This is a genomic window from Paenibacillus hebaui (assembly GCF_051934385.1).
Classification (GTDB): Bacteria; Bacillota; Bacilli; order Paenibacillales; family Paenibacillaceae; genus Paenibacillus.
The window spans coordinates 3,147,577-3,168,713 of sequence record NZ_CP196836.1; the positions used below are offsets into that span (position 1 = coordinate 3,147,577).

The window sequence follows — 21,137 nt, forward strand, 5'->3', positions numbered from 1 at the left end:
AGACTCAACGCTCCGAAGTTAATAATGACGTAATAAAAGACAAAACCCAAACGATGTGTATGATCGTTTGGGTTTGGATCTTAACTATGATTTGTTCAGCCGAATCTCCGCCGAGCATTAGAAATCTACTGTTTAACTAAGGCGAGTATCTCATCGGCTACCAGATCCGGGTGATATTGATGAATATAATGCTCGGTATCCTTAACGGTTACATGTTTGGATTGTTCCGACCAGGACGTAAATTCAGCTTGCGTTTTATCCCATATAGGCTCACTGGCTCCGAAGTAATCCGCCGTCAGTATGGTAAGTGGGAACGGGAGGGGCTTTTTGTTGTCGACGACAACCTTTGCATTGGTTGCTATTTCGCGCAATTCATCCACGGTATTGGCATTCCCATAGTGAAGCAATAGAGCCGTTGTATCTATTTCCTTCAGTTCATCTGGTACAAGCTTCAGGCCGTTTCGATTGGCATTGGAGGTTTCTATAACAGCATCAGCTTGCATTGATAAGCGGAAAAGTCCTGTTTGAATTCGGAATTGATTCGCAAAACCGCCGATCACATCAGCCAACTGGCCATCGTCATTCGCATAATGTTCCGGACTTCCACCATCGATCATGACAATACCTTGAACTTCATCAGGATATTTTTGCGCAAAACGGAGCGTTTCGAGTGAACCCAGTGAATGGGCAACCAACACGTAGGGAGGCTTTTGTCCAGAAACCTGTAATAACTCGTGCAATTCATCTGCTACGGTATCGACATCCCGTTTCTTATCTGTCATATCGCTATAACCGTACCCAAAACGATCATAAACTGCAAACTTCGTGTATGGAGCAAGTTTCTCATACAACGGATAATAATCGACATAAGGGTCGGCGGTTCCCCATCCCGCTGCAAGTACAACGGTTGCATCACCTTTTCCCCCGGTATATAAATGCATATTTTCACCATGTACATTGTACAGCTTGCCAGGAGGGGTAAATGTTTTTGCATCCTGCCGGGTATTCACTTGTTGGTAGATCACACCTGTGCCCAGGAGGAGAAGAATAGCCGCCGCCCCGAATATAAACGTTTTAAGTAATCTTCTGCGCCATTTTTTCATCATCTCTCACATACTCTCTGTTGTATTTTCTCTATTATATATGCCCAACCTTATTGGAGAGAAAACAGAGTCTTAATTCCACCTTAATTATTGATCCACCCAATTATATTGAATATTACATTCAGATAACCGAAGGCGAATTGATTCTAAACGAACAATGAATTAAGATAAAGGCTATATTGCTCCTAATTTTATTCAAGAATTAATCACTCAATTATAGAGAACAGAAGGTATGAATAATGGCAAAATACGAGAATCAGATTCCGACATCCGCTAGTATGAGCTTCAAATCCCTGATCAGTATGTTGAGAGATTCCATGCAACGTAATGTAGAGCGGAGGCCATTGGGCAACATGCCCATGGAGAAATGCGAACCTGCTGAATTGATAAATGTATCCGATAATCCACAGGTCACTTGGTTCGGTCATTCAGCTTTTTTGCTTGAAATCGAGGGACACAGACTGCTCTTTGATCCGATGCTGGGCAACCGTCCATCCCCCGTATCCTGGGTGGGTACCAAACGTTACAGCACCAATCTACCGATTCAACCAGAGGATTTCCCAACTCTTGATGCAATCATGATATCGCATGACCATTATGATCATCTGGACTATAACTCCATACGTAGATTGAAGGATAAAACAAAGCGATTTATCGTACCGCTTGGCGTACGTCGGCGCCTGATTCAACTGGGTGTGCCATCGGAACAGATTACCGAGCATAACTGGTGGGAGGAGTTATCCTTCAAGGGTCTAATATTCGTTTGTACGCCAGCGCGACATTTCTCAGGCAGGGGTTTGTTTGACCGCAATTCTACCTTATGGTGTTCATGGGTCATTGCTGGACAACATACGAAGGTGTTCTTTAGTGGCGATAGCGGGTACGGTCCTCATTTCAAGGAAATTGGTAAAAAGTACGGGCCATTTGACCTGACCTTGATGGAATGTGGGCAATATGACGAGCGTTGGTCCAACATTCACATGATGCCGGAAGAAACGGTACAAGCGCATTTGGACGTAGGGGGCAAGCTGCTCATCCCGGTTCATTGGGCAGCATTTACGCTGGCCTATCATGCCTGGAACGAACCGGTTGAACGGATCACCAAGGCTGCACATACCTTGAATGTCAACATTGCAACACCAAGAATCGGAGAGAAGGTTGTTCTGCATACGGAGGATTACCCGAGACATCCGTGGTGGAGATCAGACCTGAGATAGATAAAAATAAAAGCGTTCAGCTCATCCAATGAGCGAACGCTTTTATTTTTGTTTTTTACATCAGGATCGATAGGGCACTGTAGATTAACAGAACACCCATCACTATATTAAAAGGACGTTCATATTTCAATAAAAAGTTCTGAAATAACATACCGCATAATCCCCAGGTCATATTGGCACTAATACCGACGAAGGTGAGCAGCAACGATAATACAATCAGTTGACCATTTGACTGCCCGAAAGGCATCACAAACACCGAGATAGCCGTAAGACCATACAGAATGACTTTTGGATTGATAAATTGCAGGGTGAATCCAAAGAGAAATGAGTAGCGATTGACCTTGGGTTCTTCACCATTGGCAGGTGAACTTCGCATGATTTGGATCGCCAGATAGATCATATACACACAGCCCAACAGGTTCAGGGCAGGTCTAATCCTCGGGATATATTGATGCAAAATAAGGTTGAAATAACTGGACAGAAACATAATAAGCAGGCAACCGGCTGCAACGCCGGCAATAAACGGAAGGATTTTTTTGAATCCCTCGTTTCTTGCATGGGTCATGGCGATGATGTTGTTGGGACCCGGTGTGAATGAAGCAACGATTGCATAAGTCAATAAAGGTATGATGTCCATAAGTCCTCCCATTCCGGCTCTGTTGTATGTTATGATTAGTCAGAATGTACGTTATAACGTACGATCTTTATAATTGTACATTATGTACGCTATAAAGCACAATACTATAATCTTTTTATTCAGAGGTGATTGTAAATTGAAAAATATTAATGTTATTCTTGCCCAGAATTTGAAGCAGCTTCGGGAACAAAGAAAGCTTAGTCTGGACAAGGTTGCGGAAATGTCCGGCATTAGCAAGACGATGCTTGGTCAGATTGAACGGGGGGAATCCAATCCATCGATTGCAACCGTATGGAAGATTGCGAACGGTCTGAAGATTTCCTTTACCGCTTTGATTCACGAGCCGAAGTCGGATACCACAGTGGTGACCAGTGATGATATTCAAGCATTAATGGAGGAGGCGGGAAGGGTTCGGATTTATCCGCATTTTCCTTTTGAAGAGGGACGTCGTTTTGAAATATATATCATGGAGATGGACCCAAAGTCTGAATTGAATGCTGAACCGCATATCGAAGGTACGGAGGAATTTATTACGGTCTTTGAAGGGGAAGTTACGATTAGGGTAGGGAAGGAAGAATATACGGTGAATCAAGGGGAGTCAATCCGCTTTGGGGCGGATAAGCCTCATGTCTATTTTAACCCCGGAGCTACGGCGAGTAAGTTAAGTATGGTCATTCATTATTCGAGGTGAAAAGTGGAATGAAAATCCAATACAGCAGCCTGTGAAATCGGCTGCTGTATTGGCACTTGCGCTACTAGCGAGCCCACCGCGTGCGGTACGACTCTGATTTAAGGCTTAAGGCTTCTCGTTGGCCTGACGCTGGATCTCCTTGGCTGTTAGTGCTTTATCATACACTTTTACGTTATCCATAGAGCCTTTATAGAAGGGATCAGCCGCATACCGGCTTTTACCCAAATAAGCTTCCGTCACTTGCAGATCCTTCGGATTAAACGTGATCTCGCTGCTGCTTGCTACGGATTGTCCATTCACATATAAAGTGCCTGTATCTCCTTGGAGCGTAACAGCTACATGAACCCACTTTTTAGAAGGCATTGGCTCTGTGGCAATCAGGCTTTGATCCTTACCCTCATTATGAATGGTGAATTGCAATGCCCCGTTATGCTGGGAGGGAGTGAGGAACATATGTCTGGTCAAGCCATTTCCAAAGTCGAAAATACGCTGCCAGGAACTGCCGCCATCCCAATTGACCCAGGCGCTAAACGTGAAGTCCGTTGTATCCGTAACGAGTCCAGGCAACTGAATGTAACTGTCTGTTCCATTAAATGTGGCAGCCTGATTTTTGCCACCAGCAGTAGAACTGACCACGTTAAAGGCTTGTCCGTGATATCCGTTTTTACTGTAATCCTGTGCGATTTTTGCAAGTTTCTTGTGTTCAAAAGTGTACTCACCAAGCAGTGGACTTACCGCTTGCTGCGGTATGATCACGTTAAACGTTTTGGAGCTTATCGCATTCCCTTTACGAATCGTTGCCGTTAATGCCACTTTGGCATCTCCCTTGCCAGCTCGTGGCCGATTCACTACCCCGGTAGCGGAGAGAGCAGCGGCATTGGAAGATTTCCACGTAATCTCTGCGTCGCGTGTTCCCTTCGTCGGGAGGGACAGGTTGAAGAATACATTACCCGTGTCGCCGATGCTCAGATCCTTTTTCACCGCATTAACAATATCCTGATCCTTTAATGTGGTCATCTGACTTCCCCAGATGGCTATCCCGGAGGAGGATAGAGCGCTGAAGGTCAGAACCGTACTTTGAGATTCCGCATTCCATTCATGCGTGAAAACCCCTTGATATACAACGTTATTCGATGTGATTTGAACCTGATTGTCAGCTTCAAGGCTCCATGTTCCAGTCACGGCACCACTGATTTTCCCATCTGTTGTGAACTGAACTGTTTGCGATTGCTTGATCTCTGCCGTGATCTCTTTCCCGTGATTCACCCAATTGTATTGACCCGCAATATCCTGAGTTGTCAGTTGTGCAGTATCCTCTTCTAATGCCGCATAACGATAGGGAGAAACGACAGGCCACCCTTCTGAGTTCATATGCATCTCATGTACGCGGACTTCGTGCTCTTCACCACGCCCCGGAAAGCGGGAATGGAAGATTAGAAATTGTTTTCCCGTTTCGGCATCAACATAAGCGGAGTTATGTCCTGGTGATACATAGCCGGTTCCCAGACCTGTACCCGGGTCACCAATCTGTCTTTGAAACAGGAAGTTCCCCAACAATTTGACGCCAAAAGGCTCAATCGAGCGATCATCAAACAAGGGTTTATCCTTGTCTGCCTTGACGTTGGTCATATCGTTTCCTTCAGCATCAAGGAAAGGACCATCCGGCGTTTTGGAGCGGGCTACCCGGATGTTATATCCCCCGTCAGCACCGAGTCCGCCGTAGGATAAGTATAGATAATAGTAATCGGTTTCGGGACTATAAAGCATATAAGGTGCTTCAATCCGGCTATGGTTGCCTCCGGTCAGCTTTTTGCCATAACCTTGGTCAGGCAGTGGTTTTCCCGTTGTCTCATCCATCTCGAGAATGAAAATGCCCCCGGAATAGGAACCGTATACCATCCAAAGCTTGCCGTCTTTATCAAAAAATACATCAGGATCAACCACATTGGGATGTTTGGTTGCGTCATAAATGGTGCCATCCTCACTAGTCTGATCCCACATGCCGGATTTTAGCAGAATGCCCTGATCCTTATAGGGCCCTTCGATGTTGTCTGCGACAGCAACGCCCAACGCAGAGCGAGGAGAGTCCCCTTTGCACGCATTGTAATACATATAAAATTTGCCGTCCGCCAATTGAATGACATCTGCCGCCCATAACGTATCTGTCTGCGCCCACTCCAGCGCTTCAGCGAATTCCTTGGTTACATTGGGCACTACAGGATTGTCATCCGTAACACCCGATGCAACCAAATCCCAATTCATCAAATCTTTGGACTTTGCCACTTGCAGATGTGAACCGAAAATGTAAAAGGTATCACCGACCTTAATAACGGAAGGGTCATGTACGGAGACATTCCTGAATGCCGGAGCTGGGTTGTCAATGGATGTGGAAATATGCGGGTTGGATACGGATGTTCCCGAACTGTCCGCCAATACGGAGATGGGTGCCAAAGCTGTTGCCGTAAGTAATACAGTGCTCAGTAAAGAAATGTTAATTGCGCTTACCCAATAACGTTTCATACGTTTCCCCTTTCCCAATACCTGATATGAAAAAATAATCTTATACATTGCAGCAAGTGTGAGATGGTCGAACAGCCCTCCTTTTGGTGATCTAAAATATCAAGCGCTTTCATTTATTATATTATCAATCAGTTTATATGGTTGTAAACTATAAATATGTTATACACTTCATCAATGTAGATGGAACAGAAGGAAGGGAGCGGTTTATTGATATGCGAAAATCTACATAATAGTTGGGTTCTGTAATTTAAGGATTGAAATATTTGCTCAAAATAAGATACTATTACGATTAGATAATATGTTTATGTATTTATTAATTGATTTATATTTATACGAATCAAACGAAAGAAATACCATGAAAAATATTCTACATAGGAGGAACAAACCCAACATGACCACATTACACAATCCATTGATCGCACATTACAAGTTTGAAGATGCAGCCGAGATCGGTAAGGATAGCTCAGGGAACGGACACAATGGAGAAGCCGCAGGTGAGACACTACCCCACATTTCCGAAGTGAACGGCCGATGGGCGGTGACTTTTACCGGAGGCGCAAATGGAACATCCTATCTGCAGCTACCCTCGGACTTACTTCGAGATGTAAGCGATCACACTGGAGTAACTGTTGCAAGCTGGGTGAATCTCGGCAAAGGTTCGAATGTGTGGGAGCGAGTTTTTGACTTCGGTAAAGGCGAGAAGGGCCCATATTTGTTTTTGACACGCCAGCTGCGTGGTACGTTATATGCGGGAGATGATCTGGTCGTAGACCCGGGTCGCGGATTTGCCAGTGGGGAATGGATGCATATTGCCATGTCCGTGGCGGGCAGTCAAGGCGGCACGCGCAGCAGCGCGGGTCCGGTTATATATGTGAATGGGGAGAAGGTAGCGGATGGCTCCATTAGTCAGACCTCCAGTGGCAATTATGCCAAACTGCGCAAATGGTTTGATTCGTTCACGGACCCTGCAAGTTATAGCCGAAATTATATTGGACGGTCTCAGTACGCAGCAGATGTGGATTTTGCAGGCTCCCTGTCCGATTTTCGGATCTATCAGGCGGCTCTGTCCATGGATGATGTGATTGAAGTGATGTGTGAGTCACTGACCGACGAAGAGATTGTGAAGCTTGCCGGAGATAAATATTTGTCTGCTCCAGCCCGCATTATTACCAAAGACGTGTCACTGCCTGTACATTTGCTGGGCGGCAAGGTGCACGTTCAATGGAATTCAAGTCAGCCAGAAATTCTGTCAGAGAATGGAGAAGTTCAAGCAGCGCTGAGCTCAGCTCATGAGATTCGTTTAAATGCAATTTTGACCAAGGGCGGAAGTACGCTGAACAAAGGTTTTGACGTATCTGTTGTGCCAGCGCACCTTCCGCCATATACCGTTACAATTCATGGGGATCAAAAGGTGGCGGATATTAGTGAAGTGATGTACGGACTATTCTATGAGGACATCAACAATGCAGCAGATGGGGGAATCTATGCGGAGCTCGTTCAGAACCGCTCGTTCGAATCCTTTGCATTCGATACGTACTCGCATGATTCCGGGGAATGTGGGTGTTCGACAGGGCGGAATCGTGAACCTTTGTTTGCCTGGTCAGGGGATACGGGGAAAATGATCGTTCAGCATACGGATGGATTAAACGTACATTTTAACGTGAAAGACCCTGAAGTGAATGCCTATTATGTGACGGTTCAGGATGGTGCAACGATTCGAAATCGCGGCTTCTCGGACTCCAACCAGCATTGTGCCATGTCCATCAAGAAGGGTGAGGCCTATGATTTTACGATCTGGGCAAAGGCAGTAACAGCTGGGTCGATTATGGTTCAGTTGCAGGATGGCAGCGGCAATTCAATCAGTGATTCGATAACGCTGCATGTTGAAGGCGGTAACACATGGAAGAAGTACGGATTCGCTCATTCCCAAGATCATATCGAGAAAACGAAATTAATTCTGACCGGAACAGATACCGCTCTGGGGCAATTGGCACTTACCTTTGAAGGGGAGATTTCCATCGATATGGTTTCCTTGATCCCGCAGGATGTATGGGGAGCCAATCCGGAAGAACAGGGATTATCCGCATCAGCACATGCCAACTACACGGGCAATCCGAACTATCGACTCCGAAAAGATCTGATTCAGGCCCTTGTTGATCTGCATCCGAAGTTTCTGCGTTTCCCTGGAGGATGTATTTCGGAAGGTTCATTTATTTGGGATAACGTATATGACTGGAAGGACTCGGTGGGTGCGGTTGAACTGCGCAAAGAGAACTATAACGTCTGGGGTTACATGATGACCATGGGGCTCGGTTATATGGAGTACTTTCAATTGGCAGAAGATTTGAATGCCGCTCCGGTTCCGGTTATGGCTTGTGGTGTTCTGTGTCAGGCACGTTCGGATTACGCTCACCCGGCGGGTGGTGCTTTGCGAGATTACTATATCCAAAACTTTACAGACCTGATCGACTTTGCGCTCAGCACGGATATTGAACATAATGAATGGGCTGCCATGCGGAACAGTATGGGGCATCCTGAGCCGTTCGACTTGCGTTATCTCGGCGTAGGCAATGAGAACTGGGGAACTGAATTTTTTGCCAACTTTGAAGTATTCAAAACATCGATTGATGACTATATGAAGCGTAACTATCCTGATCACGAGTTGCATATCATTTCGACCGTCGGTGCCCAGGCGGATGATGATGCGTATCAAGAGGGATGGAAGTTCCTGAGCGGAAATCTCACTGGATCAGCTCAAGTGGCTTTTGCAGATGGCAAAGAAGTGATCGAGGAGACGGTAACCTGGTATGAGAACCAGGACAACTATATGGACACCATTGCAGATGAGCACTATTATCGCTCCAATGAATATCTGTTGAACAACGCTGATCGTTATAACTACTATGAGCGGGCTTATCACGAAGACGGAAGTATCGATTGGAAAGAGACATCCAAGGTATTTGTCGGAGAATATGCGTCCACGGACAAAAATACACTGGCAGGAGCCGTCGCCGAAGCTGCGGTCATGACTGGGTTTGAAAATAATGCAGATGTTGTCCGCCTGGCTGCTTACGCGCCACTGTTTAACAAAGTATTGACGGACGGTACCTACCGCTGGACACCAGACTGCATCTGGTTTGATGATGAGACGGTGTGGTTTACACCGAATTACTATGTACAGCAGCTTTTTGCCAAATATGTGGGGGATCAGGTTCTGGGCACTTCATTTTCAACGTACAGTAAGGGTCAACCCATGGAACTTATTCCCCGTGGCGGGATCGAAATTGCAACAGGTCAAGCTGACATTGTGGTAAAACGTATCACAGTTACATCGAATCGGGATGGCAGCGTGCTGTTTGCAGAAGATTTCAGGGAGCAAACAGAATTGAATGAGGCGTGGAAGCTTATTCCTGGCTCGGAAGGATATACGCTGGAGGCCGGAAAAGGTCTGCTTTTAAAAGCACAATCGAGCGGCTTGAATGGGCTATATCTTCTGAATGATGAATGGACGAATTACAAAGTGGAAGTTGAGGCACATCGGATGACGGGTGAGGAAGGTTTCTACATCGGTGTGGGACTGACGGATATTTCACCTGAGAAAAAAGACGTCATTGAATATGCGATCGGATATGACGGCCATGCAACGGGAGTCAAAGTATTCAAACAAGGTGTAGAAGGCTACACCCTTGGTGATTATTCTTCCAGTTCAGCGGCGGGCAATCTCCGAGCAGCCAACTATGAACCGCTGGAGAACGATACGGATTATACCATTACCGTGAATTATGGTGGCAATACAGGGAAGAATCTGATCTGCTCCTATACCGATGGTCACACCATCAGCAACATTCTGGATTACAAGCTGGAAGCGTACAACCGGGACGTATTCCATTCCGTAACGAGAGATAAGCAGCATGTGTATGTGAAGCTGGTGAACGCAGATGGTATGGATAAACCCACCCGCATTTGTCTTCAGGATCTGATGGTCGCTTCTTCAGCGAGACTGATCACGCTCACCGGAGACGAGACATTGGTACATGTACCGAATGTGAATCAGAAGAATGATGAGAAAGTGGTGCCACAGGAACAGGAGATTGAACTGGATGGTGAATCGGTTGTTCTTCAGCTACCGGCGCATTCGGTGAATGTGCTCATCATGGATTGTCTGTCTTAACGAATGATTAAAATGCCCTCTTACAGCAGACGTTACGATGTCTGCGATAAGGGGGCATTTTGGATTGTACATTGATCAAGAGTCATATCCATCAGGTTTCCAGCTTGGAGTTAACAGAGCACTTGTTTAACCAATGAGAACATGATCTTCGGCATAACCGATTTTGGATGTGCGTTTCTTCTGGGCTAATGCAAAAGCCAGTGTTAGTGGTCCCAATCGACCTGCAAACATCGTAAAGATGACGATCATTTTGCCGGCAACACTCAGCTCACTTGTCAGGCCCATCGATAGCCCCGTGGTGCTGAAAGCAGAAGTGGCTTCGAACAGGACATCCAGGAAATGATTCTCCAGAATACCTTCGGTGATGGACAGCAGTATAGCAATTCCCAGCACAAACGCAAGAGAACTAAGAACTACAGCAAGTGCACGCATGACGGTTTCTTCTGCTATTTTACGCTCAAAAGCATGAATTTGCCCACCGCCCCGGAAAGTTTGAATGGTCGCCAGTACAAGCACGACAAAGGTATTAATTTTGATGCCTCCACCGGTCCCGCCGGAAGAAGCTCCAATGAACATCAGAATAATAATAAAAAACTGGGATGTTGCAAGCATGCTGCCTACGTCAATCGTATTAAATCCGGAGCTTCGAGGGGCAGTCCCCTGAAAGAGGGCAGCCCATACACGCTCACCGGAAGATAAATTAGCAAATGTAGCCGGATTCCAATTTTCGAGCAAAAAGATGGTGATGAATCCAAACAAGTATAGAGAAGAGCTGCCGATTAATACAATTTTGGAATGCAGGGATAGCTTTCTCCATGATCTCTTGCGAAAAAGATCGACAACCACAATGTAGCCCAATCCGCCAATGATAAAGAGCATAATGACGGTGAGATTGACTATCGGGTCGCCAACAAAAGGGGAAAGGCTGTCAGACCATAAGGAGAAACCCGCATTGTTGAATGCAGACACGGAGTGGAATATCGCATAATAGAGAGCCTGTCCCCATCCCAGTTCACCATGCCACCGCAAAGTCAGAATCAGTGTAGCCAAAGCCTCAAAAGCAAAGGCTATCAGTACAATATACATCGAAAGTCTAACGAGACCTTGAGCGGAAGAGGTATTGGTGGCTTGTTGAATAATGAGCCGTTGTTTCAATCCAATCCGTTTTCCGAGAATAATGGCAACCATTACACCGAGAGTCATAAACCCCAATCCGCCAACCTGAATCAATATCATGATAATGACTTGTCCGAATGTGGAGAAGACACTTCCTGTATCCAGTACAATCAGCCCATTTACACATATCGCAGAAGTGGCTGTAAACAGGGCATCAAGTAGACCGATCGATATCCCGGTGCTGGAAGATACGGGCAGTGCAAGCAACATGGCTCCGACCCAGATGAGAGCGAAAAAGATAATCATGATGAGTTGGGGAGGGCTCATATTGTTTTTCAGCTTGTTTACAATCGATTCGATGTTATGTAGAGCTGAAGTTCTCGGTGTTCGTTTATTTTTTTTGTTCATAGTCACTCTCCAGATTTCGAATATCTTCATTGCTTCCGATTAACAAGAGCATATCTCCCGAATGGACTGTGTCTTCTGCCATTGGAGAAATATTCAGGTTATTTCCTGTTTTGATGGCAATAACGGTGCAGCCGTATTTTGCGCGAACGTTGAGTTCTAGCAGTGTTTTTTGATTCATGCTCTCGGGAGCTTTGATCTCAACCAGATTGTAGTCTGGAGACAATTCGATGGAATCAATGATATTGTCTGAGCTAAGCTGATTTCCAAGCCTTGTGGCCATATCCCGTTCCGGGTAGACGATCTGATCGGCACCGATCTTGCTAAGTACACTACCATGGTTATCATTTTTGGCCTTGGCTGTTATCTTGGGAACATTAAGTTCCTTTAATAACAGAGTTGTCAGTATACTCGCCTGCAGATCTTCGCCGATGGCAACAATAGCGTGGGAGAAGTTGCTTGCTCCAAGCTCCCTGAGGACGGATTTGTCGGTACAATCGGCCTGTACAGCATGGGTGGCTATCGATGAAATTTCCTGCACCAGATTCTCATTCTTGTCTACCGCGAGCACTTCATGTCCGTTGTTAATAAGCGTGTGTGTCAGACTTGAACCGAATCGTCCAAGACCAAACACCATAAACTGTTTTTTCATGATATCCCTCTTCTGTTATCAAATAAATAATGGGTACTTGCCAAATAGTATTGGTAAATATTACATTACGCACACAAGATTGTGAGGTTTCATATTCTCAATGATCACACCCGCCATGAAATCTTGCCAAACATCGTTCTATCTATACATATCTCAAAAGAATACATTCTAACGGCTTATGAATAGCATTGCAACCGGTTCGAGCCTTTTTCGAGTTGTACTGCGGTTCTCTCCCTAGTTGGTCAACAAAAGATACCCAAAGTAAATAGCCCACACTATTGCAGTTATCTGCCTGCTCCTATAATGAATTTGAAGGAGGAGACAGCTTATGCGTTCCAACTACAGACAATTTATACGAAACGTTCCGCTTCATCTCATGATTCTGCCGGGACTGCTCATCATTATTGTATTCGGTTACATTCCGATGGCGGGACTCTCCATTGCTTTTCAGAATTTTTCTCCCATTGCCGGATTCAAAAACATGAATTGGATAGGCTTGGACAATTTCAGGTATCTCTTTGATCTGCCTGGCTTCTCACAGGTCGTATGGAATACGGTGTTTATATCCGGAATGAAAATTGTGTCCGGCCTTGTCATTCCGGTATTTGTGGCCCTATTGCTGAACGAGGTTCGCAAAACAGGCTTTAAACGGACGATCCAGACGGTTATTTATATGCCGCATTTCTTTTCATGGGTCATCTTGGCTGGCATTATCGTGGATGTACTGTCCCCGAGTGCCGGGATTGTAAATATGCTGCTGAAAGCAGTGGGTATTGACCCCATTCAATTTCTGGCCAGCAACGAGTGGTTTCCTTACATACTTGTCATTACAGACCAATGGAAAGAATTCGGATTTGGAACAATTATTTATTTGGCAGCACTAACCAACATTGATAAATCTCTGTATGAGGCATCGGTCATGGATGGAGCGGGAAGATGGAAGCAGACATGGCATATCACGCTGCCGGGGATTCGTCCTATCGTGATTTTAATGGTTACACTGAGTCTTGGAAATGTACTTAACGGTGGTTTTGACCAAGTGTTCAACCTCTACAATCCGTTGGTCTATGAATCTGGCGATATTCTGGATACGATGATCTATCGGATCGGTTTGCAGGATGCACAGTACTCTGTATCAACTGCATTGGGTCTGATTAAATCCGTCGTTTCGTTTATCTTCATCGGACTCGGTTATTTCTTGGCCTATCGGCTAGCCAATTATCGGATATTCTAAAAGTGCGTGTTCAAAAAGTCTGTTTTTCAGTACCGAGAAGATGGAATGAAGCTAGAAATGGAGTAGCGGAGCGTAGGGAAAACTACGTGAGCAACTACAATGTTTCCGAAGGAAACATACTTCGTAAGCATTCGCTTATTTCGGCTGAATTCCAACTTCGATGCTGATGATGCTGCTAGGCATGATTCGTAATCAAAAGCGGACTTTTTGAACAACCTCTAAAAAGGAGGCAAGATCATGCACCATGCATCAAGAGCCTATCGCTGGTTTCTAGGATTTAACTATATCATTCTGACCATTCTTGCCTTGTTATGCCTGTTTCCAATTGTAAATATATTGGCAATCTCGTTTAGTTCAAGTGATGCAGTCAAGGCGGGGAGTGTTACATTCTGGCCCGTGGATTTTACCTTATCCTCCTATAAGTACATGTTGGAAAATCAACAGTTTCTGAATTCATTTGGCACAAGTCTTCTTCGTGTTGTACTCGGGGTCTCCACCAATCTGATCTTCACGATTCTTGTGGCCTACCCTCTCTCCAAAGAGGCAAACAAATTTCGCTCAAGAACCTTCTATGCCTGGATTTTTGTGTTCACTATGCTTTTCAGTGGCGGACTGATCCCGGGTTATCTGGTTGTCAAGGAAGCAGGGCTTTTGGATTCAATCTGGGCTCTGATATTGCCGGGAGCCGTTCCGATCTTTAATGTGCTGCTCATGCTTAATTTCTTCCGCGGCCTGCCGAAGGAGCTGGAAGAAGCCTCATGGATGGATGGGGCAGGGCACTTTCGCACCTTATGGAGCATTTACCTGCCCATCTCACTTCCAAGTATCGCAACCATTACGCTGTTTGCCATGGTAGGGCACTGGAATGCCTGGTTTGATGGCATGATCTACATGAAGAGTCCTGAAGGTTACCCGCTTGCAACGTATCTGCAATCCATGCTGCAGCAAATGACGATGATTCAGAGTGAGATGATGACGCTGGAAGATGCAACACGGTTAAGTCAGGTGTCGGACAGAACGACCCAGGCGTCACAGATCTTTTTATCCGTCATTCCGATTCTGCTTGTGTATCCGTTCCTGCAAAGGTATTTCGTCCATGGACTTGTTGTTGGAAGTGTAAAGGGATAAGATCATCGATAGATGGAAAACCGATTGGAGGAGCCGATTTCGGGCTCCTTTTTGCCGTTGAGGAGAGGAGCTGATGGAATAATGAGATTCGTTGGACGTACTTGGAAAAATGCATCCATTGTTGTCAAACTGATGATTGCTTTTGTACTGGTCATACTGCCTCTGTATGGGATCAGTATTATGATCACGCAATACAGCTCGAAGCAAATGCAGACCGAAGTGGAGAAGGCGCATGAATCGAAACTGTATTTCTACCACAATCATCTGCAATTCGAACTGGAGCGAATGAGTGGGCTTGTTACCGAATTTTCATTCGATGAAACCATGTCCACGTTAAGTACAAGAGCTGCGATCATGAACAGGTACGAGGTGATTTTGAGTCTCAACAACATACACAAAAAGCTGGGTCAGATTATGGTAACAAGCCCTTACATCAGTGATGTTGTATATTATGTACCTGCTCTGCATAAACGGGTCAGTGTGGTGGACGGGATTCGCGATGTAGAAGATGCAGAGTGGAAGAACCTGCTGGGCACGATGGGAAATCTGAATGGCGAGTTGTCATACGCGGTGAACGATATCTATTTTCTGAAAAGTAATCCTTATAATATGAATCATGAGGAACCGCCCAATTTTATATTAGGCATACGTTTATCTGCTGAAGAGTTGAAGCACAGATTACAGCAGCTCTCGGAAACGGGAGAAAGTGATATTACGCTGAGCTTCGGCGAACAGCATCATGTCGTGATCTCATCTTCAGATCAACCCGCACCTGCGCTACAATTGCAAACAAATTTACCAAAATCAGAGGTGCCTATGCAAGTGACGAGATTTCAATCCGATCCCTTTTTGTATTATTCATTGTATGATTCGGACCACTCCTTCACGCTGACAGCCAGTATTCCTACTGATGTGCTCCAAGCACCACTGGAACAGTATAAGTTATGGTTGTGGATGTTGACCCTGATGTCCATTGTTATTATTATGATCTTCTCCTTTTCGATCTACAGATCGATTCACAAGCCATTATCTGTACTCATTCGGGGATTCAGAATGGCAGAGCAGGGTCAGACAAGCATTCATATTCCCCAATCCAGGCGAGATGAATTCGGATATTTATACTCTCGGTTTAATCATATGATAGAGCGCTTACATATCCTCATTGATGAAAATTATGTTGCCCGAATTCGAACAAGCGAGGCGGAACTGAAACATCTGCAATCCCAGATTCAACCTCATTTTCTATATAACAGTCTGTTCAGTATCAAGCAAATGGCGGAGGTGGAGAATATAGAGTTAATCCAGGAATTCACCGATTATCTGGGTCGATATTTCAGGTACATGTCACGGGATTCCCATACCGAAGTTTCACTCGGTGAAGAGGTGGATCATGCGTTGGTCTATGTCTCCATTCAGAAAATCCGATTTGGATCACGGGTTCAGTTACAACTGGAGGATATGAATAGGGAGTATAGAGCGATTACTGTTCCCAGAGTCATTCTGCAGCCGATTGTGGAAAATGTCTTTGAGCATGCACTTGCCAAACGCAGTCAGGGAGGGGTTCTAAAATTATCATATCAAGTGGAGCACGATAGTCTTTCCATTCGAATTGAGGATGATGGGGATCAGTTAACCGAGGACATGTTGGATCAACTGCAATTTTCCTTCCACAAGACGGATCGGAGACATGAGAATGAAGAAATAACGGGACTTGTTAACGTGAATCAACGATTGCGAATCAAGTTTGGGATTGATTATGGTCTCTCTGCGCGGCGCAGTGAACTGGGCGGGTTATGCATCATTATGAAAATTCCATGGAGACAGGAGTAGTGTTATGCAGCGGATGCTTATTGTAGATGATGAACCGGTTATTCTGGACGGACTGTATGCTTTCTTTCGAAAAGCGAATTTTCAGGATATGGAGATCATCAAGGCTTACTCTGCCTTTGAAGCAATAGAGTGGTTGAACTCCGTCAAAATTGATATCGTACTCAGCGACATCTGTATGCCTGGCATGGATGGCATGGAACTGATCGAGAAGATTATGGATCGTTGGCCACGATGCAAGATCCTTTTGCTGACAGGTCATAACGAATTTGATTATGCCCACCAAGCGATACGCAACCCTTGTGTTGTGGATTACCTGTTAAAGACAGAGGGCATGAGTCATATCCGAGCTGCGGTAGAGCGGGCTTTACAACAAATCGCGGAAGAAAATGATTTTCGCTACCAGCATGCCTGGTTTCGCAGCAAGTTGCCCAGAGCACTGCCCCAGCTACAGAGACAGTTGCTGCTGGATATGATGAAGCGAACGGAAAGACAGGATATCGTATCGCTTCAGGAGGAACTGGATGCGGTCCAGCTTCCGTTCCATTCCAATAAGCCTGTTATCCCGGTGATCATCCGGGTAGAGGAGTGGAATAACTATCAATCTCAGGCTGATCGGAGCTTGATTCGCTATGCCGTTGCCAATGTTGCGGAGGAGTTACTCCAGGATAAAGCCAAGGTTAAGGCAATCGATCTGGATTATCAGGTGATTGCTTGCTTCATACAACCTCAAGAGGAGTATCCAAACTCACCGAATATGCGTGGCGGCGAACAAGACAGCTGGACACAGACCCTTCGTTTTGTCTATGGCACCTTGGAGTCTGTGCAGCAATCCTGTGCGGACTGCTTGAATCTGTCTGTATCCATTATGGTCAGTGAGCAGGCAGTGGAATGGATGGTGCTTCATCAGGCCATCGCACAGTTGCGTCTGTCCATTCATGAAAGTCCAGGGCTTGGGATGGAAAAGCTCCTTCGTGTGAATGTGCAAGAGGACATGCCTCACACACCGAGCATCTTGAATCAGCAGGGCGTTGCTGGTCTTCATCTGGATCAGATCAAGCAGCGGATAGCAGCCGGTGACAGGGAGTGGATCGAGTCGTTTCACAAATGGACAGAGGTTTCGAAGGAGGGGCTTCAGGATCCGTTCTTCCGAATGAAAATTTATACCGGAGCAGCGAATGGACTGATTGAAGTACTACACGAATTGGGATTGTACGAATCGGCGATGGAAGAAATCTCGCTATCCCGCATGCTGTATTTTGATATCCATACACCCTGGACCGATCTAGTTATCTTTTATCAGTCTGCCTATGAATGGATGATCTCCAAAAGAAGTGATACCCGCATGAATGACCAATCGCAGATTCTGATCACGATTCATCATTACATTAAACATCATCTGGAAGATGACCTCTCACTAACTCGGATCGCACAGGAAGTTTCTCTCAATCCTTCGTATCTGTCCCGCTGGTATAAACGCATTACAGGCAAAGGCATATCAGACTATATCCATGACCGAAGAGTGGAGCGAAGCAAGGAGCTGCTTCTCGGCTCTACCTGTAAAATGCATGAAATATCCGCCAAGGTCGGATTTAGTGATCAGCATTATTTTTATCGTTTTTTCAAAAAAGCCACAGGCTGCACCCCCCAAGAGTATCGGGATCAAAAAAGTTAGATTAAGTCTCAATTGGTAAATCAAAGATACCAGATGTCAACGGGATACACTCGTATTGATAGCGCTTTCTCATTACAATAAAATCATACCTCACGGGAGGAACAAAAGGGGGATTCGCATGAACATGTCATTAAAGAAATTCTCATTCTTAACGTTAACCATGGTTCTGGCCACAACACTTGCTGCCTGTTCATCGGGTGAGGGTAGTGCACAGGAAGAAACCAACACGAATACACAGCAGGATGCCGGAGGGCCACTTACAAAATATGATCCACCCATCAAGCTGACCTCAACTATGAATGAAACGAGCAATGAATCATTGGCTCAAGGGGATACACATGCCAAGAACGTTTGGACCAAGGGTTACAAGGAAGAATTAGGTATTGATGTTACCTATGAGTGGATTGTCCCGGATGCCAATTACAATGACAAGATGAATGTCACCCTGGCTAGTGGCGATTTACCAGATGTTCTGAAAGTGAGTGCTGTACAGTTTGAGCAGCTGTATGAAGCGGGGATGCTGGAAGATCTGACCGAGGTATACGATAAGTACGCATCCGATCTGGTTAAGGAATTTATGTCTGCTGAGGATGGCGCAGGTTTAAAGCCGGTAACCAAGGACGGTAAAATATATGCTATGGTCAGTTTTCCAGGCTCACTTGATTCTTCAGATATGATCTGGATTCGTCAGGACTGGCTGAAGAACGTGGGACTGGAAGCACCAAAGTCCATGCAGGACCTCATTAAGATAGCTGAAGCTTTTACGTTTGAAGATCCAGACGGTAATGGGAAAGATGACACGTATGGTATTGCCTTACACAAGGATTTGCCGATTAATGCTTTCCTGCTGGGTTATCATGGTTATCTTGAAACCTGGATCAAGGATGCTTCGGGTCAGGTTGTGAATGGTACGGTTCAGCCTGAAGTGAAGGAAGGACTTCGCGAACTGCAAAATCTGTATCAGAAGGGCGTTATTGATCCTGAATTTGGCGTAAAAGATTTTGCGAAAATGATGGAGGATGTCAACGCGGGTAAATCAGGCATCTTTTTCTTACCACAATGGGCTCCGTTCCAGGTTAGCAGCATGATCAAGAAGGATAAGAACGTAGACTGGATGCCTTATCCTGTTCAGTCGATTGATGATCAGCCGGCCAAAACACAGAATCACCTTAGCTTGGCCGGCATATTCGCTGTACGTAAAGGGTATGAGCACCCGGAGGCATTGATTAAGTTGTTGAATTTTCAAACCGAGAAAATGTTCGGTGAGTCTGCCAAGAAAGATCGTGCTGCGTATTTGAACGGGTTGACCGGACTTGGGTTTCTTAATGCAACGGTATCCAATCTGCCTGCCAACAAAAACGTAAAAGCACAGGATGAGGTCGAGCAGGCGCTCAAAACGGGAGATACTTCCGGATTAGGACTTGAAGCGAAGCTGTTCTACGATGATATTATGGATTACCGTAATGGGAATCTTGATAAATGGCATATGGAGCGTATTTTTGGTCCGGAAAGCTCGCAAGGTGTCATTAAATATTATCGGGATAACGACCTGATTGTCATGGATGAATTTATCTATGCACCAACGAGAACGATGAACACCAAGCAGGCAACACTGGATAAACTGCGCGCTGAGACGTTTCTGAAAATCATCTATGGCAATCTGTCTATTGATCAATTTGATAACTTTGTGGCAAATTGGAAAAAACTTGGCGGAGATCAAATCACTCAGGAAGTGAATGAAGTCATTAATGCGAATAAATAAAATAGTGAGAATGGTATAAACAGAACCAAAAAAACGATGCTCTCCGAAATGGAAAGGGCACCGTTTGTTTTGGTTTCCTTACTTGCGTTTTAATAACAAAACGCCACTAATAGGTGTTGTTTTGTTACGGTATACCACTTTAAAGCCAATATCATTATCCAGCAGGCAATTTAAGGCATTGATCAGCAATGCACCAGGTACCAGTGTGAAGGTACAGGGAGATGTGTTTCCGATCACACGCACACTTTGGATTCTACGTGCAGAACCAGGTACGAGTGGATTTCTGGACCAATAGATTAATACCAGATCCGGTTGCGGCACAGCTTTTACAGCAGCCATCATTATCATCTCTTTTCTATTAGATTCTTTATAGTAAATGAAAAGGAGATGTAGAAGGTGCTAGATAAAAGACGTTATGTGTAATTAATGGATCAATGATCAACTTTCTCGTGTGATTAACACGCATGGCATAATTATGGATTCGTTCGGAGGTTAATCACTATCAAAACTCACGTGGGTCTACGTTTTATGTAGGGGAAATGATTTGTTATTTTGAAAAGGATCTCTAACCAGAGATCCTTTTCGAATAAACCGTCATGGATCTAGGCGTAAACCAATAAAGAGATGAAGAATTGCTCTGCAATCCTAAGGGCATCCGTAAGTCTGCTTATTTGTTCGTGGCATGTTGCTTCGATGGTAATTTATCCGCTGGTGTTCCCTTGCCGTTATTTTTGTTGTGACGTGCTTTTTCGGCATTTTCGTTAATCTTTTTCACATAATCGTGGGTGCTTTCCATGTGTGATACAGCTCCTTCCAATTCAAAATGTGTAACCTGAAACTTAATATAACCATCAGATGGCCATTATATGAGGAGACATAATTCCCAATCCTAATTTTCCGCTACGACATTGACCTGGCTCTGGTGGGATAAACTGGACATGGGAAGTTAAGGCGTCTAAACTGTATAGAACGATACAAAACAAGAAGGGGCCCGAATCA

Annotated in this window: 15 protein-coding genes; 8 read left to right on the forward strand and 7 right to left on the reverse strand. The window is 45.1% G+C overall.

The window, feature by feature from the left end:
* Positions 1-125: 125 nt before the first annotated feature.
* Positions 126-1,106, reverse strand: coding sequence for an alpha/beta fold hydrolase (locus ACR32F_RS13940; protein ID WP_440119258.1), 981 nt, complete (start codon positions 1,104-1,106; stop codon positions 126-128).
* Positions 1,107-1,342: 236 nt separating this feature from the next.
* On the opposite strand from ACR32F_RS13940, the gene ACR32F_RS13945 reads away from it, so the two are divergent.
* The gene (locus ACR32F_RS13945; protein ID WP_440119259.1) at positions 1,343-2,320 is read left to right on the forward strand and encodes an MBL fold metallo-hydrolase; all 978 of its coding nucleotides are present in this window, start codon (positions 1,343-1,345) and stop codon (positions 2,318-2,320) included.
* 55 nt (positions 2,321-2,375) lie between these two features.
* Here the strand turns inward: ACR32F_RS13945 and ACR32F_RS13950 are convergent, their stop codons facing one another.
* Positions 2,376-2,957, reverse strand: coding sequence for a LysE family transporter (locus ACR32F_RS13950; RefSeq protein ID WP_440119260.1), 582 nt, complete (start codon positions 2,955-2,957; stop codon positions 2,376-2,378).
* Between the two features lie 136 nt (positions 2,958-3,093).
* Here ACR32F_RS13950 and ACR32F_RS13955 point away from each other — a divergent pair, with 136 nt between their 5' ends.
* A complete protein-coding gene (locus ACR32F_RS13955) occupies positions 3,094-3,648 on the forward strand; it encodes a helix-turn-helix domain-containing protein (protein ID WP_440119261.1) in 555 nt (184 codons plus the stop codon).
* Between the two features lie 105 nt (positions 3,649-3,753).
* Here ACR32F_RS13955 and ACR32F_RS13960 read toward each other — a convergent pair whose 3' ends face one another.
* Entirely contained in the window at positions 3,754-6,168 is a 2,415-nt protein-coding gene (locus tag ACR32F_RS13960) for a family 43 glycosylhydrolase (protein ID WP_440119262.1), read from the reverse strand.
* A gap of 391 nt (positions 6,169-6,559) precedes the next feature.
* On the opposite strand from ACR32F_RS13960, the gene ACR32F_RS13965 reads away from it, so the two are divergent.
* Positions 6,560-10,339: an alpha-L-arabinofuranosidase C-terminal domain-containing protein gene (locus ACR32F_RS13965; RefSeq protein WP_440119263.1), complete on the forward strand. Its 3,780-nt coding sequence runs from the start codon at positions 6,560-6,562 to the stop codon at positions 10,337-10,339.
* A gap of 126 nt (positions 10,340-10,465) precedes the next feature.
* Here the strand turns inward: ACR32F_RS13965 and ACR32F_RS13970 are convergent, their stop codons facing one another.
* Together ACR32F_RS13970 and ACR32F_RS13975 are read right to left on the reverse strand one after the other, a co-directional pair.
* Positions 10,466-11,863: a TrkH family potassium uptake protein gene (locus ACR32F_RS13970; protein WP_440119264.1), complete on the reverse strand. Its 1,398-nt coding sequence runs from the start codon at positions 11,861-11,863 to the stop codon at positions 10,466-10,468.
* Positions 11,847-12,512 (reverse strand): potassium channel family protein, encoded by a 666-nt coding sequence (locus ACR32F_RS13975; protein ID WP_440119265.1) that lies wholly within the window; start codon positions 12,510-12,512, stop codon positions 11,847-11,849. The genes ACR32F_RS13970 and ACR32F_RS13975 overlap by 17 nt, the downstream gene beginning before the upstream one ends.
* 328 nt (positions 12,513-12,840) lie before the next feature.
* Here ACR32F_RS13975 and ACR32F_RS13980 point away from each other — a divergent pair, with 328 nt between their 5' ends.
* The 5 genes from ACR32F_RS13980 (at position 12,841) to ACR32F_RS14000 (ending at position 20,138) form a co-directional block, all read left to right on the forward strand.
* A complete protein-coding gene (locus ACR32F_RS13980) occupies positions 12,841-13,746 on the forward strand; it encodes an ABC transporter permease (RefSeq protein ID WP_440119266.1) in 906 nt (301 codons plus the stop codon).
* A 237-nt stretch (positions 13,747-13,983) separates the two neighbouring features.
* On the forward strand, positions 13,984-14,874 hold the full coding sequence (locus tag ACR32F_RS13985; RefSeq protein WP_440119267.1) for a carbohydrate ABC transporter permease: 891 nt from the start codon (positions 13,984-13,986) through the stop codon (positions 14,872-14,874).
* An 81-nt stretch (positions 14,875-14,955) separates the two neighbouring features.
* On the forward strand, positions 14,956-16,704 hold the full coding sequence (locus ACR32F_RS13990) for a sensor histidine kinase (RefSeq protein WP_440119268.1): 1,749 nt from the start codon (positions 14,956-14,958) through the stop codon (positions 16,702-16,704).
* A gap of 4 nt (positions 16,705-16,708) precedes the next feature.
* Positions 16,709-18,376 (forward strand): response regulator transcription factor, encoded by a 1,668-nt coding sequence (locus ACR32F_RS13995; protein ID WP_440119269.1) that lies wholly within the window; start codon positions 16,709-16,711, stop codon positions 18,374-18,376.
* 118 nt (positions 18,377-18,494) lie between these two features.
* Positions 18,495-20,138, forward strand: coding sequence for an extracellular solute-binding protein (locus ACR32F_RS14000; RefSeq protein WP_440119270.1), 1,644 nt, complete (start codon positions 18,495-18,497; stop codon positions 20,136-20,138).
* 78 nt (positions 20,139-20,216) lie between these two features.
* Here ACR32F_RS14000 and ACR32F_RS14005 read toward each other — a convergent pair whose 3' ends face one another.
* Together ACR32F_RS14005 and ACR32F_RS14010 are read right to left on the reverse strand one after the other, a co-directional pair.
* On the reverse strand, positions 20,217-20,480 hold the full coding sequence (locus ACR32F_RS14005; protein WP_440119271.1) for a hypothetical protein: 264 nt from the start codon (positions 20,478-20,480) through the stop codon (positions 20,217-20,219).
* A gap of 325 nt (positions 20,481-20,805) precedes the next feature.
* Complete coding sequence (locus ACR32F_RS14010; RefSeq protein WP_440119273.1) at positions 20,806-20,934, reverse strand: DUF4023 family protein; 129 nt, start codon at positions 20,932-20,934, stop codon at positions 20,806-20,808.
* Between the last annotated feature and the right edge of the window lie 203 nt (positions 20,935-21,137).

Coding starts and splice junctions, on each gene's coding strand:
- ACR32F_RS13940 (WP_440119258.1), bottom strand. CDS start 1,106: ATGATGAAAAAATGGCGCAGAAGATTACTTAAAACGTTTATATTCGGG.
- ACR32F_RS13945 (WP_440119259.1), top strand. CDS start 1,343: ATGGCAAAATACGAGAATCAGATTCCGACATCCGCTAGTATGAGCTTC.
- ACR32F_RS13950 (WP_440119260.1), bottom strand. CDS start 2,957: ATGGACATCATACCTTTATTGACTTATGCAATCGTTGCTTCATTCACA.
- ACR32F_RS13960 (WP_440119262.1), bottom strand. CDS start 6,168: ATGAAACGTTATTGGGTAAGCGCAATTAACATTTCTTTACTGAGCACT.
- ACR32F_RS13965 (WP_440119263.1), top strand. CDS start 6,560: ATGACCACATTACACAATCCATTGATCGCACATTACAAGTTTGAAGAT.
- ACR32F_RS13970 (WP_440119264.1), bottom strand. CDS start 11,863: ATGAACAAAAAAAATAAACGAACACCGAGAACTTCAGCTCTACATAAC.
- ACR32F_RS13975 (WP_440119265.1), bottom strand. CDS start 12,512: ATGAAAAAACAGTTTATGGTGTTTGGTCTTGGACGATTCGGTTCAAGT.
- ACR32F_RS13980 (WP_440119266.1), top strand. CDS start 12,841: ATGCGTTCCAACTACAGACAATTTATACGAAACGTTCCGCTTCATCTC.
- ACR32F_RS13985 (WP_440119267.1), top strand. CDS start 13,984: ATGCACCATGCATCAAGAGCCTATCGCTGGTTTCTAGGATTTAACTAT.
- ACR32F_RS13990 (WP_440119268.1), top strand. CDS start 14,956: ATGAGATTCGTTGGACGTACTTGGAAAAATGCATCCATTGTTGTCAAA.
- ACR32F_RS13995 (WP_440119269.1), top strand. CDS start 16,709: ATGCAGCGGATGCTTATTGTAGATGATGAACCGGTTATTCTGGACGGA.
- ACR32F_RS14000 (WP_440119270.1), top strand. CDS start 18,495: ATGAACATGTCATTAAAGAAATTCTCATTCTTAACGTTAACCATGGTT.
- ACR32F_RS14005 (WP_440119271.1), bottom strand. CDS start 20,480: ATGATGGCTGCTGTAAAAGCTGTGCCGCAACCGGATCTGGTATTAATC.
- ACR32F_RS14010 (WP_440119273.1), bottom strand. CDS start 20,934: ATGGAAAGCACCCACGATTATGTGAAAAAGATTAACGAAAATGCCGAA.